The sequence below is a fragment of the Pedobacter sp. B4-66 genome, from assembly GCF_018492665.1.
Classification (GTDB): domain Bacteria; phylum Bacteroidota; class Bacteroidia; order Sphingobacteriales; family Sphingobacteriaceae; genus Pedobacter.
Genome location: NZ_JAFVME010000006.1, coordinates 214834 through 232851, shown reverse-complemented (window position 1 = coordinate 232851; position 18018 = coordinate 214834). Strand labels below are relative to the sequence as shown.

The window sequence follows — 18018 nt, the reverse complement described above, 5'->3', positions numbered from 1 at the left end:
GATTTTATATACCTAAATCTTTATACTATGCGTGTGCTATGCTGTTACTTAAATCATTTTGAGTCTAAGTTGATCTTTGTAGATTTCATTTATTTGCCCCCATAACTAAATTGTTTTAGCTAATCTACTATTCCAGGTTTCCTGGCTATTCTACAAACTAAACACTTTAAAACTAATGTTATGATGAAAAGAATATTTTATTCGGTCATATTCTCTTTGCTGTCCTTTCATGCGATGGCTCAGCTCAAAATTATGGGCAAAGTTAGTGACGCAAAAGATAATGCTCCCTTACCGGGCGTAAGCATTCAGGTAAAAGGAACCAAAATTGCCACTTCCGCTGATGCAAGCGGAAATTATGCCATCGAGGTAAAGGGAGAAAATGATATTTTGATATTTTCTTATACTGGTTACACTACACAGGAAATTAAGGTAGGCAGTCGAAAAACCATCAATATTCAATTGGTGGAATCCTCAAGCGGCTTAGAGGAAGTTGTGGTAATTGGTTATGGTACTGCAAAAAAATCTGACCTTACAGGTGCCGTGGTTACCGTTAAAGGCGAGCAGCTAATGGATAAGCCCGTTGCAAATATATCCCAGGCTTTGCAGGGTAAGGTTGCTGGTGTGGAGGTTAGTATTAATAGTACTGCGCCTGGTGCGGCGGCAAAGGTAAGGATAAGGGGTATTGGGTCAATTAACTCTAACATAGATCCTTTGTATGTAATTGATGGAGTGGTTGGGGTAGATCCAAACACAGTTAACCCTCTGGATGTGGCTTCATTGGAAGTGTTAAAAGATGCTTCGTCAACGGCTATTTATGGCTCAAGAGGTGCAAATGGTGTAATCATGATTACCACCAAACGAGGTAAAAAGGGCGATGCTACAGTATCATATGAAAACAATATGAACATAAGTGAGCTGTATAGACATTTACCTACACTGAATTCAGCTGAATTTGTGAAAGTGTACAATGAATCATTCGCAAATGGCCAAAAATTTGATCAGGCTGGGGGAGTTTGGGCTCCGCCTAAAGCCTTAAATCATGCTAATTTTCCGCTGCTTTTTGATACTAATGATAAGCCAATTTATGATACTAATTGGGAGAAAGAAACTTATAAACCTGCTTTTTCACAGAATCATCAGTTGAATATACAGGGAGGTAACGAAAAATCTGTGTACAGTTTGTCGTTAGGCTATCTGGATCAGAACGGTCTGGCTCCAACCTCAGCCTTTAAACGTTATTCTGTAAAAATGACAATGGATAATGACGTGAAAGATTGGCTTAAAATAGGTGGAAACATAAATCTGATCAGAAGTGCACAACGTTTGGTAACTGACGGAAATGGTAGTTTGAATGTTCCGCGTGCAGTAACAGAAGAAGTGCCGATTGTTCCGGTTAAATACCCGGATGGAACATGGGCAGGAAATTTCGATATTGATGGATTAGAAGGTGCTCCAAATCCAGTTCATATTGCTAATGAGAGATACACAATTAACAATACGCTGCAAGCGCTCGGAAATGTGTATGCGGTATTACATCTTTCTAAAGAGCTGGATTTTAAAACTGACTTTGGTTATAATTTGGCTGGATTGAAGAATAATTTCTATTCCTCTTTAAATTTACCACATTTATCACAAGATCAGGGAGGAGTAGCCAATATCAATTCTTTCATGAATTATTACTGGCAAACTGAAAATTATTTAACCTGGAACAAACAGATAAACGACAGACAAAAATTAACTGCATTGCTTGGGGTTTCATTTCAAAGAACAGGATACGAAAGAGTTCGCTCTGAAACACAGTCATTTATTGATGATATATTTCAATGGCATTATCAACAGGCCGGTTCGGTTAAAAGCGCCAATGAATCTCAGGACGATAAGTCATCCCTTGCATCCTTCTACGGTCGTTTAACATATAATATAGACGATAAGTATTTGTTTACAGCAACCGGCCGTTATGATGGGTCTTCAAGATTTGGAAAGAATAATAAATACGCTTTCTTCCCATCTGTAGGTGCTGCATGGCGCATTTCTCAGGAAGATTTTTTAAAGGATAACAAATCAATTTCCAATTTAAAAATAAGGGCCAGTTACGGAACCTCAGGTAATCAGGAAATTGGACAAGGCCGTTCTCTGGCACAAATTCAACCAAGTACAACTGTTTTAAATGGTGCAGCTCAATCTACATTGCTCCCTAGTTACATTGGTAACCCTGATTTGAAATGGGAAAGATCCATACAAGCTGATGGTGGATTGGAAATGGGTTTGTTTGATGACCGCATTAATCTGACTTTTGATTATTACAATAGGGTAACAAAGGATCTTTTACTTCAGGCGCCAATCCCATGGTCGGCTGGTCAGGTAAATTCTAACGTTTACAAAAATGTGGGCTCGGTACGAAATTCAGGAATTGAGTTGAGTTTGAATACTGTGAATGTTAGAAATGAAGATTTTGAGTGGTCAACTACTTTCCTATTCTCAAGCAATAAAAATAAAGTGTTGAAACTAAACGATGGTAACGCTGATATTTTTCCAGGACCAAACTTCCTCGGTGATAATTTTGTAATTAGAGTTGGTGAACCGATCGGTTCTTTTTACGGAATGACACGCCTTGGAACTTACAGTGATTCTGAAAGTGCTGAAGCAGCCAAACACAATTTAAAACCAGGCGACAGAAAATATATCTATAATGAGGATGGTAGTAATCATTACAGTATCATTGGTCGTGCCTATCCAAAATGGACAGGAAATTTCAGTAGTAATTTTAAATATAAAAACTGGGATTTTGCATTTGATATCCGTTTTGTTCAAGGTGTAAATACTGCCGCTAATTTTAAGCACTCAGTTGAAGACCGACAAACGCTTTCCAATAGTCTTGCAACAGTGCTAAATGCATGGACTCCAACAAATCAAAACACTTATGTTTCCCAGGTTCGTAATTACCGATTTGCTCAGGATTCTCATTTTGATACCTGGTGGGTTGAGGATGGTTCATTTATACGTGGACAAAACTTTATGTTAGGTTATAGTTTGCCTCAAACTGCAATAAGTAAATTACATCTAAGCCGCCTGAGGATTTATGCAAGTGTTCAGAATCTGTTCCTTATAACGAAATATACTGGATATGATCCTGAGGTAGATACGTTTAATTCTGGATATGGTTCTAATTCAGCATTTTCTCAGAATTTGGATTTCTTTTCTAATCCTCGCCCACGTGTATGGAATCTTGGCTTACAGGCATCATTTTAAAATTTACTCATATGAAAACGATAAAAAATATAATATTGGTAGCTTGTATATTGCTTACATGCTCATGCAAAAAGTTTTTAGAAGAAAAGCCTACCTATTTTCTAACGCCGGAATCCGACTTGTCTAGTGAAAAAGTAGCAAGAGGATTTGCAAACGCCGGTTACCAAAACTTGCAGGGACTTCTGGCAGGACAACCTTCATCTTATGGTGGTAATACATGGAATCTAATGGAATTTGTAACAGGTAAAGCAAATAGTGATCTGGGCCAAACCGGTTTTGTTAATTTTTCTAATCTTTCCTATAATTCTACATCATTCTATTTTGATACCTGGTGGAGACAACTTTATCTCGGAATTGGTGCATGTAATCTGGCTCTTCAAAAAATACCAACAATTAATGCTCCTGGTTTAACTGATGAAGAGAAAACAAATATGTTGGCCGAAGTACATACTTTAAGGGCGCTGTATTACTTTTATTTGGTGCGCATGTATGGTGCAGTTCCAAAAGTAACAGAAACTCCTAAGGATCTTAACTTGAATTTCCCACGTACATCTGCAAAAGAAATATACGATGGTATTATTATTCCCGACTTACTAGAAGCTGAAAAATCGACGCTTGACTGGAAGAATTCCACCGGTCAGGTATCTATGGGAGCTGTAAAATCAATTTTGGCCGACGTATATTTAACTTATGCCGGTGCAGCAATAAATGGTGGAAATCAGTATTATGCGGAATCGGCTAAAAGGTCCCTTGATGTAGTTGAAAAAGGTGGTTTTACTTTGTTTCCTCAATATACGGATATGAACAAGCCAGCTAATAAAAATACGGGCGAGTTTATTTTTCAGGTACAGTATGCTGCAACTGTTCCTTCAGTAAATCCACTTACACCGTTAACAATTCCTAACTTTTCGGGTATTTCTAAATATTCTGATGAATATGGTTCTGTTTACCCTACACCTCAGTTTATTGCATCGTTTGCTGCAGGAGATAAAAGAGCTGCAGAGAGACAGTTTTTTTACACGAGTTATCCAAGTATCAAAACTGGACAAAAGGTTACTTTCAGGCAGGCTTATATTTATAAGTGGTTTGATTCTGTAGCAGTTGCCAGCACTGTGAAATCCGACCTTAACTTTACATTGTATCGCTTGCCAGATGTACAATTAATGTACGCCGAAGCTTCTAATAGAGCTGAGGGAGCTCCAAATTCTAAAGCCATTGGGTATGTAAATGCCATTAGAGGCAGAGCAAAACTTGGTCCTATAGGTGCTTTATCTCAAACTGAATTTGAGGAAGAGGTATGGCTACAGCGCAATTTCGAACTTTGTTTTGAAAACAAAATGTGGTTTGATATGATCAGAACAAGAAAGGTGCATAATGATGTAACTGGAAATTGGGATAATTTTGTTGGTCACAAAACTGTTTTTGGGGCTACATTCTCCGAAAAACAATTGTTATTCCCAGTGCCTAGACAAGAAATTAATGTTAATCCTAATTTGTTACCAAATAATACCGGTTTTTAACTTAATAGGTTGCTAAATTAATAAATAAGGCGAATGGTGTTTTCCATTCGCCTTATTTATTTAAAATACCCAGAAATGGGTATTGATTTGGCTTGAGGGCTAATCTACCTTTGGTTTAGTCAAATCTTAACTCGCTCAGTAATGAAAAATCTTATCATTAATACTCTTAGCATTAAACGTAATCTTGTCTTTCTATTTTTGGTTTTACTCTTAATAGGCGGATGTGAAAAAAATGATGCTGCCAACTCGGAAGAGGATAAAGTATTAACCTGTGGGGAATCTTTATCAATGCCTTTCCAATGCATATCCACTTCAGGAAAATCAACAGTTGCAACTACCAAAATACCTGAGCTTATTGGGTGTTGGGATTCTGATGATTTTGATTTTTGCGTAAAATACAATTCAGATGGAACAGGTTTGATTACTTACAAGCCTAGCGGACTTTCCCCCGGTTCTACTCAACGAATCAAATGGGGGGCTATGGTGAAAAGTAACGGAGATCTCTTGCTTTCAAACGTAGGAACTATTTACATTGCCCATGAAAGTCTTGAGGGGTCAATTGATCCTCAAATTGCACTATTAAGCTTTAAGCAATCCACTAAACAATGGTACGGCTTTGATTTAAAATCTGTCGGTAAATGCGCTACAGTATCTGGCGGTGGGGGTGGCAGTACCGGAGGCAAAGGAAGCATAATTTTCTGGACAAAGACAGATCTTGGGTGTGGAAGTATATCTGTAACTATTAATAATCAGTCGGGAGTGATCAATAAGTATTTTAATGCTTCACCAGCTTGTGGTACCAGTGGTGCTGCAAACTTTAGTTTGCCTGCAGGAAATTATACGTTTACTGCATCATGTAGTAAGTACAAGTGGGGGCCAACTTCTGTAACCATTTCTGAAGGGCAATGTTTTAAAATGGAGCTTCATTAATAAGATGGGTTAGTTCTCATCTTATTAAGAGTCATAGCTTTAGGTATCTTTAATTTATTTAGATTAATTTTAAATAGTATTGTTTAGAATTAATATAAATAGTAGGTTTGTCGAAATTAAAATCAACAAACTATGATAAAAAGCATTACTACTTGTGTTCTTTTATTCTTATTCGCTATAAATTCATTTGCGCAAACAGGAAATATTAGCGGTTCGGTACAAACATCTGATGGAAAACCAGCCGACTTTGTAACTATTAACATTAAAGGAACCGGAAAAACAGCCTTAACTGATAAAAAAGGAAGTTATGTGCTCAAGAACATAAAAATCGGAAGTTATACGTTGGTGGCAACCTTCATTGGCCTCGAAAAGCAGGAGCAAACTGTTGAAGTGAAATCAGGCGAAACCACATCAGCTGATTTCGTGTTAAAAGAAAACTCAGACCAGTTGCAGGAAGTTATCATATCCTCACGAAATTCAAATAAGTTAACTTCTGCAGTGGCCAAAATGCCTTTAAAGAATCTGGAAAATTCACAGGTATACAGCTCTGTTCCTTTAGAGATCTTAAAACAACAAGGTATTACCAATTACGACGATGCTTTAAGAAATGTACCAGGAATATCGAGAACATGGGAATCTACAGGTAGGGCAGGTGATGGGGCCTCTTATTTTGCCTTGCGGGGTTTTGAAGCGCAACCGAGTTTAATTAATGGATTACCCGGCCTAACTAGTGGCAACCTAGATCCTGCGGGTGTTGAAGAAATTCAGGTAATGAAAGGTCCTTCAGGAACTTTGTTTGGCAGTAGCTTCTATGGCTACGGTGGTATAATCAACACCATTACAAAAAAGCCATATGATACTTTTGGTGGCGAAATAGTTTATAATCTAGGAAGTTTTGGCCTGAACAGGATAACTGCCGATATCAATACGCCGTTAAGCAAAACGGAAAAGATTGCAATGCGAGTTAATACTGCCTATCATTCCGAAAATAGCTTTCAGGATGCAGGGTTTAAAAAGTCATTTTACATAGCTCCTTCCTTATCTTATGAGGTAAATGATCGTTTATCTTTTCATATGATGACTGAAATACTTGAAGAAGAAAGGGCTGTACCTCCAGTATTTTTTAACTCTAACCGTGATGAACCGCTCATTTTTAAGAACTTAAAGGAATTAAATTTGAATAGAAAACTTTCCTTTACAAGTAACGATTTAACGATAAAAAATCCAAGATATAACCTGCAAGCGCAGATGTTATATAAGTTGTCAGATCAATGGACTTCGCAAACTGTAATTTCAAGAGGGAATGTAAAATCTGATGGCTATTATACTTACATTTGGGACGATGCATTTGAGGGCGCAAATAGAGATAATTATTTCGATCAGTGGTTTCATAAAGAGCAACAAACTACAAATACAACAAATATCCAACAGAATTTTAATGGAGATTTTAAAATTGGAGGACTTAGGAATCGTGTTTTAGTTGGCCTGGATTATTTTAGTCGCAATGTAATTAGTCATGGGTCTGGTTGGGCAATGGTTAGACAAGTAACTCCTCAAAATAGTGAAGTAACGGTTGATAAGGACGGAAAAGCGATTGACCCTTTGTTTTTAAGTCAGGCTTTGGTTGATAATGCAATAGCTGGAGCAGGTGGTAGCAGTGCTAATATTAAGAACAGTTCTTACAGTGCTTATGCTTCTAACGTAATTAATTTGACCTCAGGATTGATGGCAATGGCCAGCTTAAGGTTAGATTATTTTGATTCAAAAGGTGCCATTAGCGATCTTAAGGATGATTACCATCAGCTGGTAATGTCTCCTAAATTCGGTTTAGTTTATCAGCCGATTTTAGATAAAGTGTCTCTTTTTGCAAATTATATGAATGCGTTTTTTAATGTTGCACCTCAGGAAGTATTTGATGGTAGTAAAGTTAGTTTGGGAGTGAAATCATTTAAACCGGAGCATGCCAACCAATGGGAGTTTGGAGTTAAAACTAATTTGTTCTCAGATAAACTATTTGCAACGGTTTCTATTTATGATATTAAGGTAGCCAACAGGGTTTATTATACTGAAATCACTGCGGTACAAGGAGGAAAGACAGGAAGTAAAGGCTTTGAGATAGATTTGAATGCCAATCCCTTTCCAGGCTTAAATTTGATCGCAGGAGTTAGTCATACTAAAATTCAAGTGCTCGAAGGTAATAAAGGAAACCCTACAGATTTTTATAATGAGGTGGGTAGAAGTCCGGGTGGACAAGGTCCGCAGAATCTTGCTAACCTATGGGCAGCTTATAAATTTGCAGTTGGGAAATTAAAGGATTTTGGTTTTGGAATAGGAGGAAATTATGCGGGTCAATATAAAGTAATTGACAATAGTGTAACGGGCGATTTTTACCTTCCTAGCTATACATTGCTTAATGCAAGTCTGTTTTACTATTCGAACAAGTACAGGTTTACTTTTAATATGAACAATTTAACTAATCAAGAGTATTACATTGGTTATTGGTCTGTCAATCCTCAAAAACCAGCGAATTTTGCTGCGAGTTTTGCCTATAAATTTTAGTCATTAGTCTCTAATCTTTAGCGTAAACAACTTTTATGTATATTTAGCTTTCGTTGTACACGTAATTTGAAATCTAAACACATGAAATTTGTTATGAAAAAAAAGAATCTTCTTTTACTACTCTTATCTGGTTTTATAGGCTTTTCAGCTTTAGCTCAAGGGGGCAATAAAAGCGCTTCCAGCCCTGGAGATGCTAAAATAACACCGGTGAAAATCTATGATGGATTGAAAAATCCATGGGGAATGGCATGGTTGCCAGATGGTCGCTTGTTAGTAACAGAGCGCAGTGGTGAAATTTTAGTTTTCAAAAACGATAAGTATACAGGTGTTAAGCTTACCGGAGTTCCGGCTGTATTTAGCAATGGGCAAGGTGGTCTTATGGATATTAAATTGCACCCTGATTATAAAAAGAACGGTTGGATCTATATCACTTTTTCAAAGCCGGTAGGTGATCTTGCTTCAACCGCAGTAGTGCGCTTTAAATTAAAGGGAAATGAGATTGTAGATAAAGAAGATATATTTGAAGCTAAACCAGCTTTGAAAGCTGATTTTCACTTCGGTAGCAGAGTTGTATTTGATAAAGATAAATACCTGTTTGTAAGTGTTGGAGAAAGAGGTACCCAACCGAAAGTTCTTGAATTGAATAACGATCATGGTAAAGTACACAGGTTATTTGATGATGGTCGTGTACCTACCGATAACCCTTTTGTTGGACAAGGTGATGCTCACGGTTCTATCTGGACATATGGTCACCGCAACCAACAAGGTATGGTTTATGATGCAATTACTAACCGCATTTGGGAAGTTGAGCACGGCCCTAAAGGGGGAGATGAACTTAACCTCATTGAAAAAGGCAAAAACTATGGCTGGCCAAAAACTTCATATGGAATTAATTATGATGGCACAGTATTAACCCCAAATAAAGAACTTCCTGGGATAGAAAATCCTAAGCATTATTGGGTTCCATCAATTGGCCCATGCGGTATGACTATCGTCACGAGCAGTAAATATCCTGAGTGGAAAGGCAATTTGTTGATAGGTGCACTAGCTTTTACTCACCTAAACAGAGTGGTACTTGATGGTACTAACTATGTATCAGAAGATAGAATGCTACAAGGTAAAGGACGTTTCAGATACGTTGCTGAAAGTCCTGATGGTTTTATTTATGCAATTACTGAAGGCCCGGGTACATTATTAAAGCTGGTTCCAAAAAAATAAGATAGCACTTCTTATCCTACATCAATATCTGGGTGGTAAAACATGAATACCTTTGTGATACAATAATTAAAACAACTAACTATTGTCAAGTTTAACAAGCTTAAATGAAACAAGAAAGGTTGTTTTAATATTACCAAAAAGGAGAAAAAACATGAAAAAGTTAATTGAAAAAATTGTGACAAATTCTGGTAAACCACATATGGTTGGCGACGGATTTAGAGTGTTTAATTACATTCCCGGAGCAGGTATTCCTCAGGAGAGAATAAGTCCGTTTTTACTATTGGACTTTAATCCTGAATATGATTTCGGTCCTTCAAATCATCTTCGCGGTGTTGGAGTTCACCCACATAAAGGTTTCGAAACTGTAACCATTGCTTACAAAGGTTCAGTAGCGCATCATGACAGTACCGGTAGCCATGGTATAATTAATTCTGGCGATGTACAATGGATGACAGCTGGTGATGGGATTTTGCACAAAGAATACCACGAAGAAGCATTCTCTAAAAAAGGAGGACCTTTTGAAATGGTGCAATTATGGGTAAACTTACCTAAAAAGCATAAATCAGTAACCCCACATTATCAGGAGTTAACTGCTGCCGGAATGGGTAAAATTGAATTACCTGGTGGTGCTGGTGAAGTAAATGTGATTGCTGGAACGTTTAATGGTACGGCTGGTCCTGCAGAAACATATAGTCCGGTAAATTTAATAGACCTTAAATTGAACGAAGGAGCTGAAATAAACACTTCAATCTCAGCCGGACACAATACAGCTTTATTGGTTGTAAACGGAAGTGTAGAGGTGAATGGAGAGATAGCAACAGAACACAATTTTGTGTTGTTTGCAAATGAAGGCGAGGAAATACATATTAAAGCAAATCAGAAAAGCGTGATTTTATTGTTAAGTGGTGAGTCGCTTAATGAGCCAATTGCAAGCTACGGACCTTTTGTAATGAATACAGAAGAAGAAATCCATCAGGCAATTACTGATTTTAATATGGGTAAATTCGGTGTGTTAGAAGATTAATAAATTACCACCCTTTCGTATTTTATAATAAAGAAACCCCTAATCCTAGGGGTTTCTTTATTGAATTATTAAACGTAAATTTGAAGCCTTAAATAAAATTAATGGTTAAGTTATTTGTGGTGGGCTATCCACTGGATATTCAAGATTCTGAACTGATAGAAATGTTCAGCATCCAGGGGTTGGTTCATAGTATTGAATTGATTACCGATAAATTTACACACAAGCATAAAGGCTTTGGGTTTATTGAAATGGTAGATGAGGCAGGAGCGGAGAGGGCTATCGCTGCACTAAATGGAAAGGTTATAAAAGGCAGAAAAATCACTGTAAAAAAAGCAGATGAAGACAGAGCCGAAAAACCTAGAACTTTTAAAGGCAATAGATTCCAGTCTGAAGAAGGAAACAGTGCGCCACGTGCTAATGAGCAGCCGTTTAAAAGCAAACGCCCTCGTAAACTGGTATCTGATAAATAGAGCCATATCCTGAAATGAAAATTGCAATATTAGGCTACGGTAAAATGGGCCGTATTATTGAGAAAGTTGCAGAAGACCGTAACCATGAGATCATTCTGAAGATTGGCAGCAGTAATCAGAATGAATTAACTACGGAGGCACTTAAAAAAGCCGATGTAGTGATAGAATTCAGTACACCTGATGTAGTATTACACCACATTCAGGAATGTTTTAAGGCTAAGGTGCCTATTATTGTTGGAACTACCGGATGGTACGAATACCTACAGGCAATTGAAAACCAATGTAAGGAAACCGGCAATACATTGCTGTACGCTTCTAACTTCAGTATTGGGGTAAATGTGTTCTTTCATGCGAATAGGCTGTTAGCCAAACTGATGAATAACTACCCGAATTACGAAGTGCATACTGAGGAAATTCACCATACGCGCAAGATGGATTCGCCAAGTGGTACGGCAATAACTATTGCCGAAGGAATTATTGAAGGATTGAACAACAAGCAAGAATGGGTAAATACCTTGAATGTTGAGCAAACAGAAACTTCGGATAAAGTAATGCAAAACAATCAGTTACTGATCGCATCTAAACGCATAGAAGATGTGCCGGGAACTCACACTATACAATATACCAGCGAGGTCGATTGTATAGAATTTAAACATACAGCGCTTAACCGAGATGGTTTTGCCCTTGGTACTGTACTAGCCGCAGAGTGGGTACAAGGTAAAAAGGGATTCTATTCGGAAAAGGATATGTTTAATTTCGATATGGCGTAAGCCGCTCCCAACAGTTTAATCAAATTCGTTTCAGTTTAATGTTGCGGCGAATAAGTATGTCGTATCAAATGGCACTTTTGCTCGTACCTAATAGGGACCTCGTTCGCCCCTGGTCGAACGAGGTACGAACGAAGTACGATTTATTAGTGTGCCAGCGGCAGAACCCAAAAAGTTTCCAAATTTTCGAAAGAATTCTCGTAAATTGAGTATTGATAAATTCGCGTCCCTATGAAAAACTTATCTAAATTGAGTTTGCTCTTGTTGTTTCTTTTATCTTGTGTTTCTACCCAGAAATTGTACGAAAAGGGAGAGTATGACAAAGCCTATTACGCTGCAATTGGTGATCTTAAAAAGAATTCATCAAATGCTCATGCGTTAAAAATTCTGCCGGATGCCTATAAAGAAGCCTCAGCTAAATTTGAACAAGATATCCTGTTAGCAAAAGGTGGCCGGGGTAAAAAATCAGAACAGCTTGCCGAGATTTATAATGGATATTTGTCTTTGCAAAATATGTATGATGCTTTTGCTAATGCAGATGTAAAAATAAATGGTTTTAGTCCACAAAATTACGACCGTCAATTAAATCAGGCGGCTTTAAATGCTGCCGAAGCACACTACAGTTGGGGAGTTGCACTATTAAACCGTAACGATAGGGTAAGTGCCCGTAAGGCATATAACAATTTAAAACTTGCAGACAATTATGTGCCTGGTTATAAAGATGTAATAGAGAAGAAGCAGGAAGCTGAAGAAGCGGCCGTAACCAATGTGTTAGTTACAAAGTTAGATCAGCGTTTTGGTTATTATTCAATTGACGGAGCCTTTTTTGAAAGAGATATTCTATGGAATCTTAATTCAATAGGTAACTCCAATTATTATGAATTTTACAGTGGAAGCGAAGGGCAGGGCCGAAGAATTGATCAGTACCTGGAGATTTCTATGAATGACATCTGGTTCAGTAATCTTGCTACAAACAATTACTCATACCGTGTATCTAAAAAGATTCCTGTTAAAAGCGACAAAGTGAATGGTAGCGTAAGTACAATTACTGTTACAGCCACTATAAATGCCGTAAGAAGAATCATCAACTCGAGAGCGAGTATGTACTATAGAATTACGGATGCGGAATCAAGAAAACTGATTGCGTCCGACAGGATTCCTGCAGAATACACCTGGCAGAGTATTACTGGTAAATATACCGGTGATTCGAGAGCATTGAGTGCAAAGGATTGGGATATTGTTCGTGGTAGTTATAATAACAGACCGGATTATAATGATTTGTATCGTGAGCTTACGCGCCAGATCATGACTCGGTTTAACTTTAAGATGAGAGATATTTACCGTTAATGGAACTTAGTTCCATTAACGGTATTGCTTATTCTAAATAAAGAGTTTAGTTATAGAGGGGTAAGATACTGAGTATAAGAATATCCTGCCTCTCCATCATCGGTTTTAATTTCCCACCATTGGTCGTTTGCTTTGCTTACCAATGTAACTACTTCATGCCTGGCAGCTTTGCCTACAATATCAGCATCAGTGCTTGGCCCACTGCGGATATTCAAATTAGAGCTGTTGGTGGTTACCTTTAATTTAGAACCTTCGGTAACACCGGCTATGCTATTGATATTCATTACCAAATCGCCCGAGGAATAGTTAGGGTCAAGGCGTTCGTAAGTATCCCAGAGTTGTTGTTTAACAGAACCACCGGCGTCGCCATCAATGTATAGTATACCGTCCTGTTCACGTACATTTAGGTTGTTTACTCCTTGTGCAGTAGCAGTATCTATTAATTCTTTATATTTTTCTTGTAAAGCCATGTTGTGTTTCTTCTTTAACTATTTAATAACCAGTTGAGAATTGTCGATTTTTTTAGGTTTTAGTGCATTCAAAGCCATCATCAACTTTTGGAGATTTGTTTTTTGAATTTCACCTTTTAAGGTAATCACACCATCATTAACAGTTGCAGTTACGGTGGGAAAGTCCTTAGTAGCATCTTTAACCGCATTGCTAAGCATGTCTGTAGCAGCTACCGCAACACTTGGTGTATCGGCAACAACTGCAATGTTATTTACTATAGATTTAACGCCTGGAATGGCTGCAACAGTTTTATCAATGTCGGCTTTGGTTGCATCATCAGGAACTTGCCCAGATAACGTTGCTACTCCTTTTTCTACCATGACCGAAGCACCAGCAATATGCGGATTTGCTAACAGTGCAGTCTCGACGGCAGCTTTAACAGCATCATCTTTGGGTTCACTTTTGCAACCAGTAAATGCAGCTGCCATCATAACGAGGGCAACCAAAAATGCAGTTGTTTTCATTGTCAGATTTTTCATACGGTTTTTTATTTTGGTTTTAAGTTTAAGAGGTATGTCTAATTGCTTTATTAAAAGAACAATAGCATACCAAAATTTCTAAGAGAACAATGATGGGAACAAATTGTTTTTACATGGATAATTAAATGAATAAATGAGAAATATTATATACAGTTTTAAGGTATATTGGCTAAACTAATCATCTGTACGTCTATGGATTTATACTTAAAAAGATTTTGGGAGGAAGGAAGCGGAAATCAGTTAGTAGAGTGGTCTGGAGCTCAGATTAGTTTGGATAACCCTAATGTTTTTACACTGTTAGCCAAAGAATATGATGTACCGGGAGATGAAGCTGTTCAGGAGATATTTAAAGGCAGAAATTTTGGAGAAGCATACGCTTATGTTACTCAGTTATCAAAAACTATAATCTCTGAAAATGACGATTTACCAGAAAACATAAAAAGTATGTTTTTAGCCATGCAACAAAAGCCAGCCTGGGTAGATGATGACCTAATACAGATGGGCTGTAATTTATGTATGAGGAGTGGTACCAATGCGCTTATTTCTTTAAGGGATTATAGCCTGATGAGTGGATATGATTACGCATATTTAAACAAGGCGCTTATTTATACTGGAGCACTTAAGAAAGGTCCTGCAAAAAGAATCACCGATACACTTGATTTTTGGATTCATGTCACACGCAATAACGCTTTGGGAATTAATGCACTAGGATATCAATATATTGCCCGTACAAGAATGATGCACTCCTTTTCTCGGTTGATGATAAAGGAGAAATATGCAGACTGGGATCATGAAAAATGGGGTGAGCCCATTAATTTCGGCGATATGGTTGCTACCAATATCGGGTTCAGTTTGTTTTATCTTCATGGTTTGCACAAACTGGGCATGCATATTTCTGAAAAGGAAGAGCTGGGGGTTTTTCACCTCTGGAAATATGTTGGTCATTTGCTTGGGATTCCTGAAAAACACTTGCCTAATAACAAAAAAGAAGCAACTGAATTATTTTATTTATGGACTGATGGGCAGGTCTCTGCAGATGAGGATTCGGTAATGCTGGCTCAGGCTTTGGAAAATGAAGCTTTTGCATCAAATATTTTTAAAAAGGCTTATCAAAAGAATTTCCTTAAGTACCTGCATTCTTGTTATGTCAGGTTTTTAATAGATGAAGAAACATGCAACAGACTTCATATTTCTAAAATAAGAATGTACTACCTTTTTCCAAGGTTTAGGAAATTTCGCAATCAAATTCTACAAAAAATAATCGGGATGAGTAGTAAAAACTATCAGCGGGCTGTAACTATGGGGGATATTTTTCAAACTAAAATCTCGCAGGAATACTTAAAGGCAGATAGTTAGTTCATCTTCAAATTTTCTCCCAATTTGGTCGGTAACTTTAGTGCAAAACGATTCTTATGCACAGACTTATTTCCATTCTTCTTTTAATGCTGCCACTATTTGTTGCTGCGCAAAGTAATTCCACTGTTACCGTTTCCGGAATAGTGAGAGACATTAAAAAAGGTGCTCTGCCTTACACAAACATTGTACTAAAAATACCAATTGACAGTAGTTTCGTTGTCGGGACGATAACCAACGATGAGGGCAGGTTTACATTAGCCAATGTAAAAAACGGTAATTACATTATAGAAATTTCAATGCTCGGGTTTAAAACGATAAAGCAACCGTTTAGTATAGGGACATTGAGCGCATTTTTGGATTTGGGACATTTTGAACTTCAGGAAGATAGCAAGATGTTGAACGAAATCACAGTTGTTGGCACTACTGCCAAAGATGGGGTTTCCGATAAAATGGATAAGAAAACTTTTACATTGGCCAATAATGCCACTCAAACAGGAGGTTCGATATTACAGGCTATGCAAAATCTGCCGGGAGTTACCATTCAGGATGGTAAAGTTCAGCTTCGCGGTAACAATAAAGTAGCTGTCCTAATTGATGGAAAACAGAATGCTATTACCGGATTTGGTAGTCAGAGTGGGTTAGATAATATCCCTTCATCAGCAATAGAGCGTATAGAGATCATAAATAATCCTTCAGCTAAATTTGACGCAAACGGCAATGCAGGTATCATTAACATTATTTATAAAAAGAACAGACAGGAGGGGCTAAACGGTAAAATTGGTCTAACAAGCGGACTTGGTGCGCTATGGATTAGAAAAGAGAACCTGCCGACTATAAGGCCGCAATATCAGGCAACCCCTAAATTAAATCCATCCTTGTCACTTAATTACAGAAAAAACAAAGTAAACACATTTCTACAAGCCGATTGGTTGTATACCCAAACGTTAAACAGGAATGATTTTGCCCAAAGAATTTATGGTGACGGAACTGTAATCAATCAGCAGGTAAAACGGAACAGAACCACAACATTTTCAACTGTAAAAACGGGGATGGACTGGAATCCAGATGATCAAAACACCTTTACAGTTTCGGCTTATCTCAACAGAGAAAAGATTCTTGACAGAGGTGATATCCCCTATTTTAATGAAGACTTTACTGAGCGCAGTCGTTTGTGGCAGTTTTTGGAGGATGAAGTTAAATATACAGCCACAGGGGCGGCACTTTTCCAGCATAAATTTAAACAACCTGGCCATTTACTGAATGTTAGTTTCAATTACACTTTTCACAGGGAAGATGAGAAATATTTTTTCACCAACATTATGCCCGAATTTACAGGAGAAGACTCATTTAAGCTGCTTTCTGATGAGCATGTGGCTGATCTGAACCTTGATTACGTTAAGCCATTAAAGCATGGTAGATTGGAAGGTGGGGTAAAATTCAGAAGAAGAACAATACCCACCAATATGCAGTTTTTTCCGGGGCTTAACTCTCCTTTGGATGTGAATGCCGGTGGTTGGGCTGATTACAAGGAAACTATTCCGGCAGTGTATGGTAACTATGTTTTTGAGAACAATAGCTTTGAGTTGGAGGCAGGTTTAAGGCTAGAGTATGTAAAGGTAAACTATGATGTGAATCCTAATCATAACACCTATAAAAGTGATGGCTATGACTATACGCGTCCATTTCCAAACCTTCGTTTAGCTTATAAATTTAATGAGAAAAACAAAGTTTCTGTGTTTTATAATGAAAGGGTTGATAGACCAAATGAAGTGGACATACGAATATTTCCAAAGTATGATGAACCTGAGGTAATTAAAGTTGGTAATCCGACACTACGACCTCAATTTACCAGAAATATAGAAACGGGCTATAGATTAACCTGGAATAAAGGAAGTGTTTATTCTGCTGTTTACCATAAGATGATAAATGCCACTATTACCAGGATTGCCACTGTAGTTCCGGGAAGTTCACTTATTTACAACATTTTTCAAAACGCAGGTAAAAGTCGTAATACCGGCACTGAGGTGACTTACAATCAAGAGCTTGCCTCATGGGTTTCTTTTAATGCCAGCGCTACTTTGTATAAAAATACTATCGATGAATTTACGGTAAGCAACAAATATCCAGTCCCTACGGTGTATACTATGGGAAAGGAAAGTATTACTTCGTGGAATTCAAAATTAAACGGAATATTCAAATTACCTAAAAAGACAGAATTGCAGGTCTCAGCTATTTATTTTGCTCCTGATATTATTCCTCAGGGAAAGATTGGATCAAGGTTTTCGGTAGATATGGGGGCAAAGAAACAAATCCAAAATGGGAGAGGAGAGCTGTTTTTGAATGGTACAGATTTGTTTAATACCTTAAATCCTACAAGGGAAATAGCAGGGAATGGATTTAAATTGATCAGTACAGACTATTTTGAAACGCAGGTTTTTAGACTTGGTTATAGCTACAAGTTTTAAGATAGGGCTAGTAAAGTAATGGTGGTGAGCGGTTTATTTCGTAGTAAAATACTTAATGTTTAAGCGTTTAAATTTTCTTGAATTTAATTTAAAATCGTTAAATTCAATGTATACTTTTGCGCTT

13 protein-coding genes are annotated in these 18018 nt (G+C 37.5%); 11 read left to right on the top strand and 2 right to left on the bottom strand.

What is annotated here, in order from left to right; genetic code table 11:
- Positions 1 to 180: 180 nt before the first annotated feature.
- From J1905_RS12730 to J1905_RS12690, 9 genes are all read left to right on the top strand, one after another.
- The gene (locus J1905_RS12730) at positions 181 to 3249 is read left to right on the top strand and encodes a SusC/RagA family TonB-linked outer membrane protein (protein ID WP_214227643.1); all 3069 of its coding nucleotides are present in this window, start codon (positions 181 to 183) and stop codon (positions 3247 to 3249) included.
- A gap of 11 nt (positions 3250 to 3260) precedes the next feature.
- Positions 3261 to 4769: a RagB/SusD family nutrient uptake outer membrane protein gene (locus J1905_RS12725; RefSeq protein WP_214227642.1), complete on the top strand. Its 1509-nt coding sequence runs from the start codon at positions 3261 to 3263 to the stop codon at positions 4767 to 4769.
- Positions 4770 to 4910: 141 nt separating this feature from the next.
- Entirely contained in the window at positions 4911 to 5699 is a 789-nt protein-coding gene (locus tag J1905_RS12720; protein ID WP_214227640.1) for a hypothetical protein, read from the top strand.
- A 132-nt stretch (positions 5700 to 5831) separates the two neighbouring features.
- Entirely contained in the window at positions 5832 to 8258 is a 2427-nt protein-coding gene (locus J1905_RS12715) for a TonB-dependent receptor (protein ID WP_214227638.1), read from the top strand.
- A 93-nt stretch (positions 8259 to 8351) separates the two neighbouring features.
- Positions 8352 to 9476, top strand: coding sequence for a PQQ-dependent sugar dehydrogenase (locus tag J1905_RS12710; RefSeq protein WP_214227636.1), 1125 nt, complete (start codon positions 8352 to 8354; stop codon positions 9474 to 9476).
- A 151-nt stretch (positions 9477 to 9627) separates the two neighbouring features.
- Entirely contained in the window at positions 9628 to 10500 is an 873-nt protein-coding gene (locus J1905_RS12705; RefSeq protein ID WP_214227635.1) for a pirin family protein, read from the top strand.
- 101 nt (positions 10501 to 10601) lie between these two features.
- Positions 10602 to 10970, top strand: coding sequence for an RNA recognition motif domain-containing protein (locus J1905_RS12700; protein ID WP_214227634.1), 369 nt, complete (start codon positions 10602 to 10604; stop codon positions 10968 to 10970).
- Positions 10971 to 10984: 14 nt separating this feature from the next.
- Positions 10985 to 11740, top strand: coding sequence for a 4-hydroxy-tetrahydrodipicolinate reductase (dapB, locus tag J1905_RS12695; RefSeq protein WP_214227633.1), 756 nt, complete (start codon positions 10985 to 10987; stop codon positions 11738 to 11740).
- Positions 11741 to 11968: 228 nt separating this feature from the next.
- On the top strand, positions 11969 to 13084 hold the full coding sequence (locus tag J1905_RS12690; protein WP_214227632.1) for a hypothetical protein: 1116 nt from the start codon (positions 11969 to 11971) through the stop codon (positions 13082 to 13084).
- Positions 13085 to 13134: 50 nt separating this feature from the next.
- Here the strand turns inward: J1905_RS12690 and J1905_RS12685 are convergent, their stop codons facing one another.
- Complete coding sequence (locus J1905_RS12685; protein ID WP_214227631.1) at positions 13135 to 13554, bottom strand: SH3 domain-containing protein; 420 nt, start codon at positions 13552 to 13554, stop codon at positions 13135 to 13137.
- 18 nt (positions 13555 to 13572) lie between these two features.
- Complete coding sequence (locus J1905_RS12680; protein WP_214227630.1) at positions 13573 to 14073, bottom strand: BON domain-containing protein; 501 nt, start codon at positions 14071 to 14073, stop codon at positions 13573 to 13575.
- A gap of 192 nt (positions 14074 to 14265) precedes the next feature.
- Between J1905_RS12680 and J1905_RS12675 the strand changes: the two genes are divergently transcribed.
- Complete coding sequence (locus tag J1905_RS12675; RefSeq protein WP_214227628.1) at positions 14266 to 15429, top strand: oxygenase MpaB family protein; 1164 nt, start codon at positions 14266 to 14268, stop codon at positions 15427 to 15429.
- 56 nt (positions 15430 to 15485) lie between these two features.
- Positions 15486 to 17894 (top strand): TonB-dependent receptor, encoded by a 2409-nt coding sequence (locus J1905_RS12670; RefSeq protein ID WP_214227626.1) that lies wholly within the window; start codon positions 15486 to 15488, stop codon positions 17892 to 17894.
- Positions 17895 to 18018: the final 124 nt, after the last annotated feature.

Bases quoted from the DNA above. Each gene is read 5' to 3' on its own strand.
- J1905_RS12730 (WP_214227643.1), top strand. From the start codon at position 181: ATGATGAAAAGAATATTTTATTCGGTCATATTCTCTTTGCTGTCCTTT.
- J1905_RS12725 (WP_214227642.1), top strand. From the start codon at position 3,261: ATGAAAACGATAAAAAATATAATATTGGTAGCTTGTATATTGCTTACA.
- J1905_RS12720 (WP_214227640.1), top strand. From the start codon at position 4,911: ATGAAAAATCTTATCATTAATACTCTTAGCATTAAACGTAATCTTGTC.
- J1905_RS12715 (WP_214227638.1), top strand. From the start codon at position 5,832: ATGATAAAAAGCATTACTACTTGTGTTCTTTTATTCTTATTCGCTATA.
- J1905_RS12710 (WP_214227636.1), top strand. From the start codon at position 8,352: ATGAAAAAAAAGAATCTTCTTTTACTACTCTTATCTGGTTTTATAGGC.
- J1905_RS12705 (WP_214227635.1), top strand. From the start codon at position 9,628: ATGAAAAAGTTAATTGAAAAAATTGTGACAAATTCTGGTAAACCACAT.
- J1905_RS12700 (WP_214227634.1), top strand. From the start codon at position 10,602: ATGGTTAAGTTATTTGTGGTGGGCTATCCACTGGATATTCAAGATTCT.
- dapB (WP_214227633.1), top strand. From the start codon at position 10,985: ATGAAAATTGCAATATTAGGCTACGGTAAAATGGGCCGTATTATTGAG.
- J1905_RS12690 (WP_214227632.1), top strand. From the start codon at position 11,969: ATGAAAAACTTATCTAAATTGAGTTTGCTCTTGTTGTTTCTTTTATCT.
- J1905_RS12685 (WP_214227631.1), bottom strand. From the start codon at position 13,554: ATGGCTTTACAAGAAAAATATAAAGAATTAATAGATACTGCTACTGCA.
- J1905_RS12680 (WP_214227630.1), bottom strand. From the start codon at position 14,073: ATGAAAAATCTGACAATGAAAACAACTGCATTTTTGGTTGCCCTCGTT.
- J1905_RS12675 (WP_214227628.1), top strand. From the start codon at position 14,266: ATGGATTTATACTTAAAAAGATTTTGGGAGGAAGGAAGCGGAAATCAG.
- J1905_RS12670 (WP_214227626.1), top strand. From the start codon at position 15,486: ATGCACAGACTTATTTCCATTCTTCTTTTAATGCTGCCACTATTTGTT.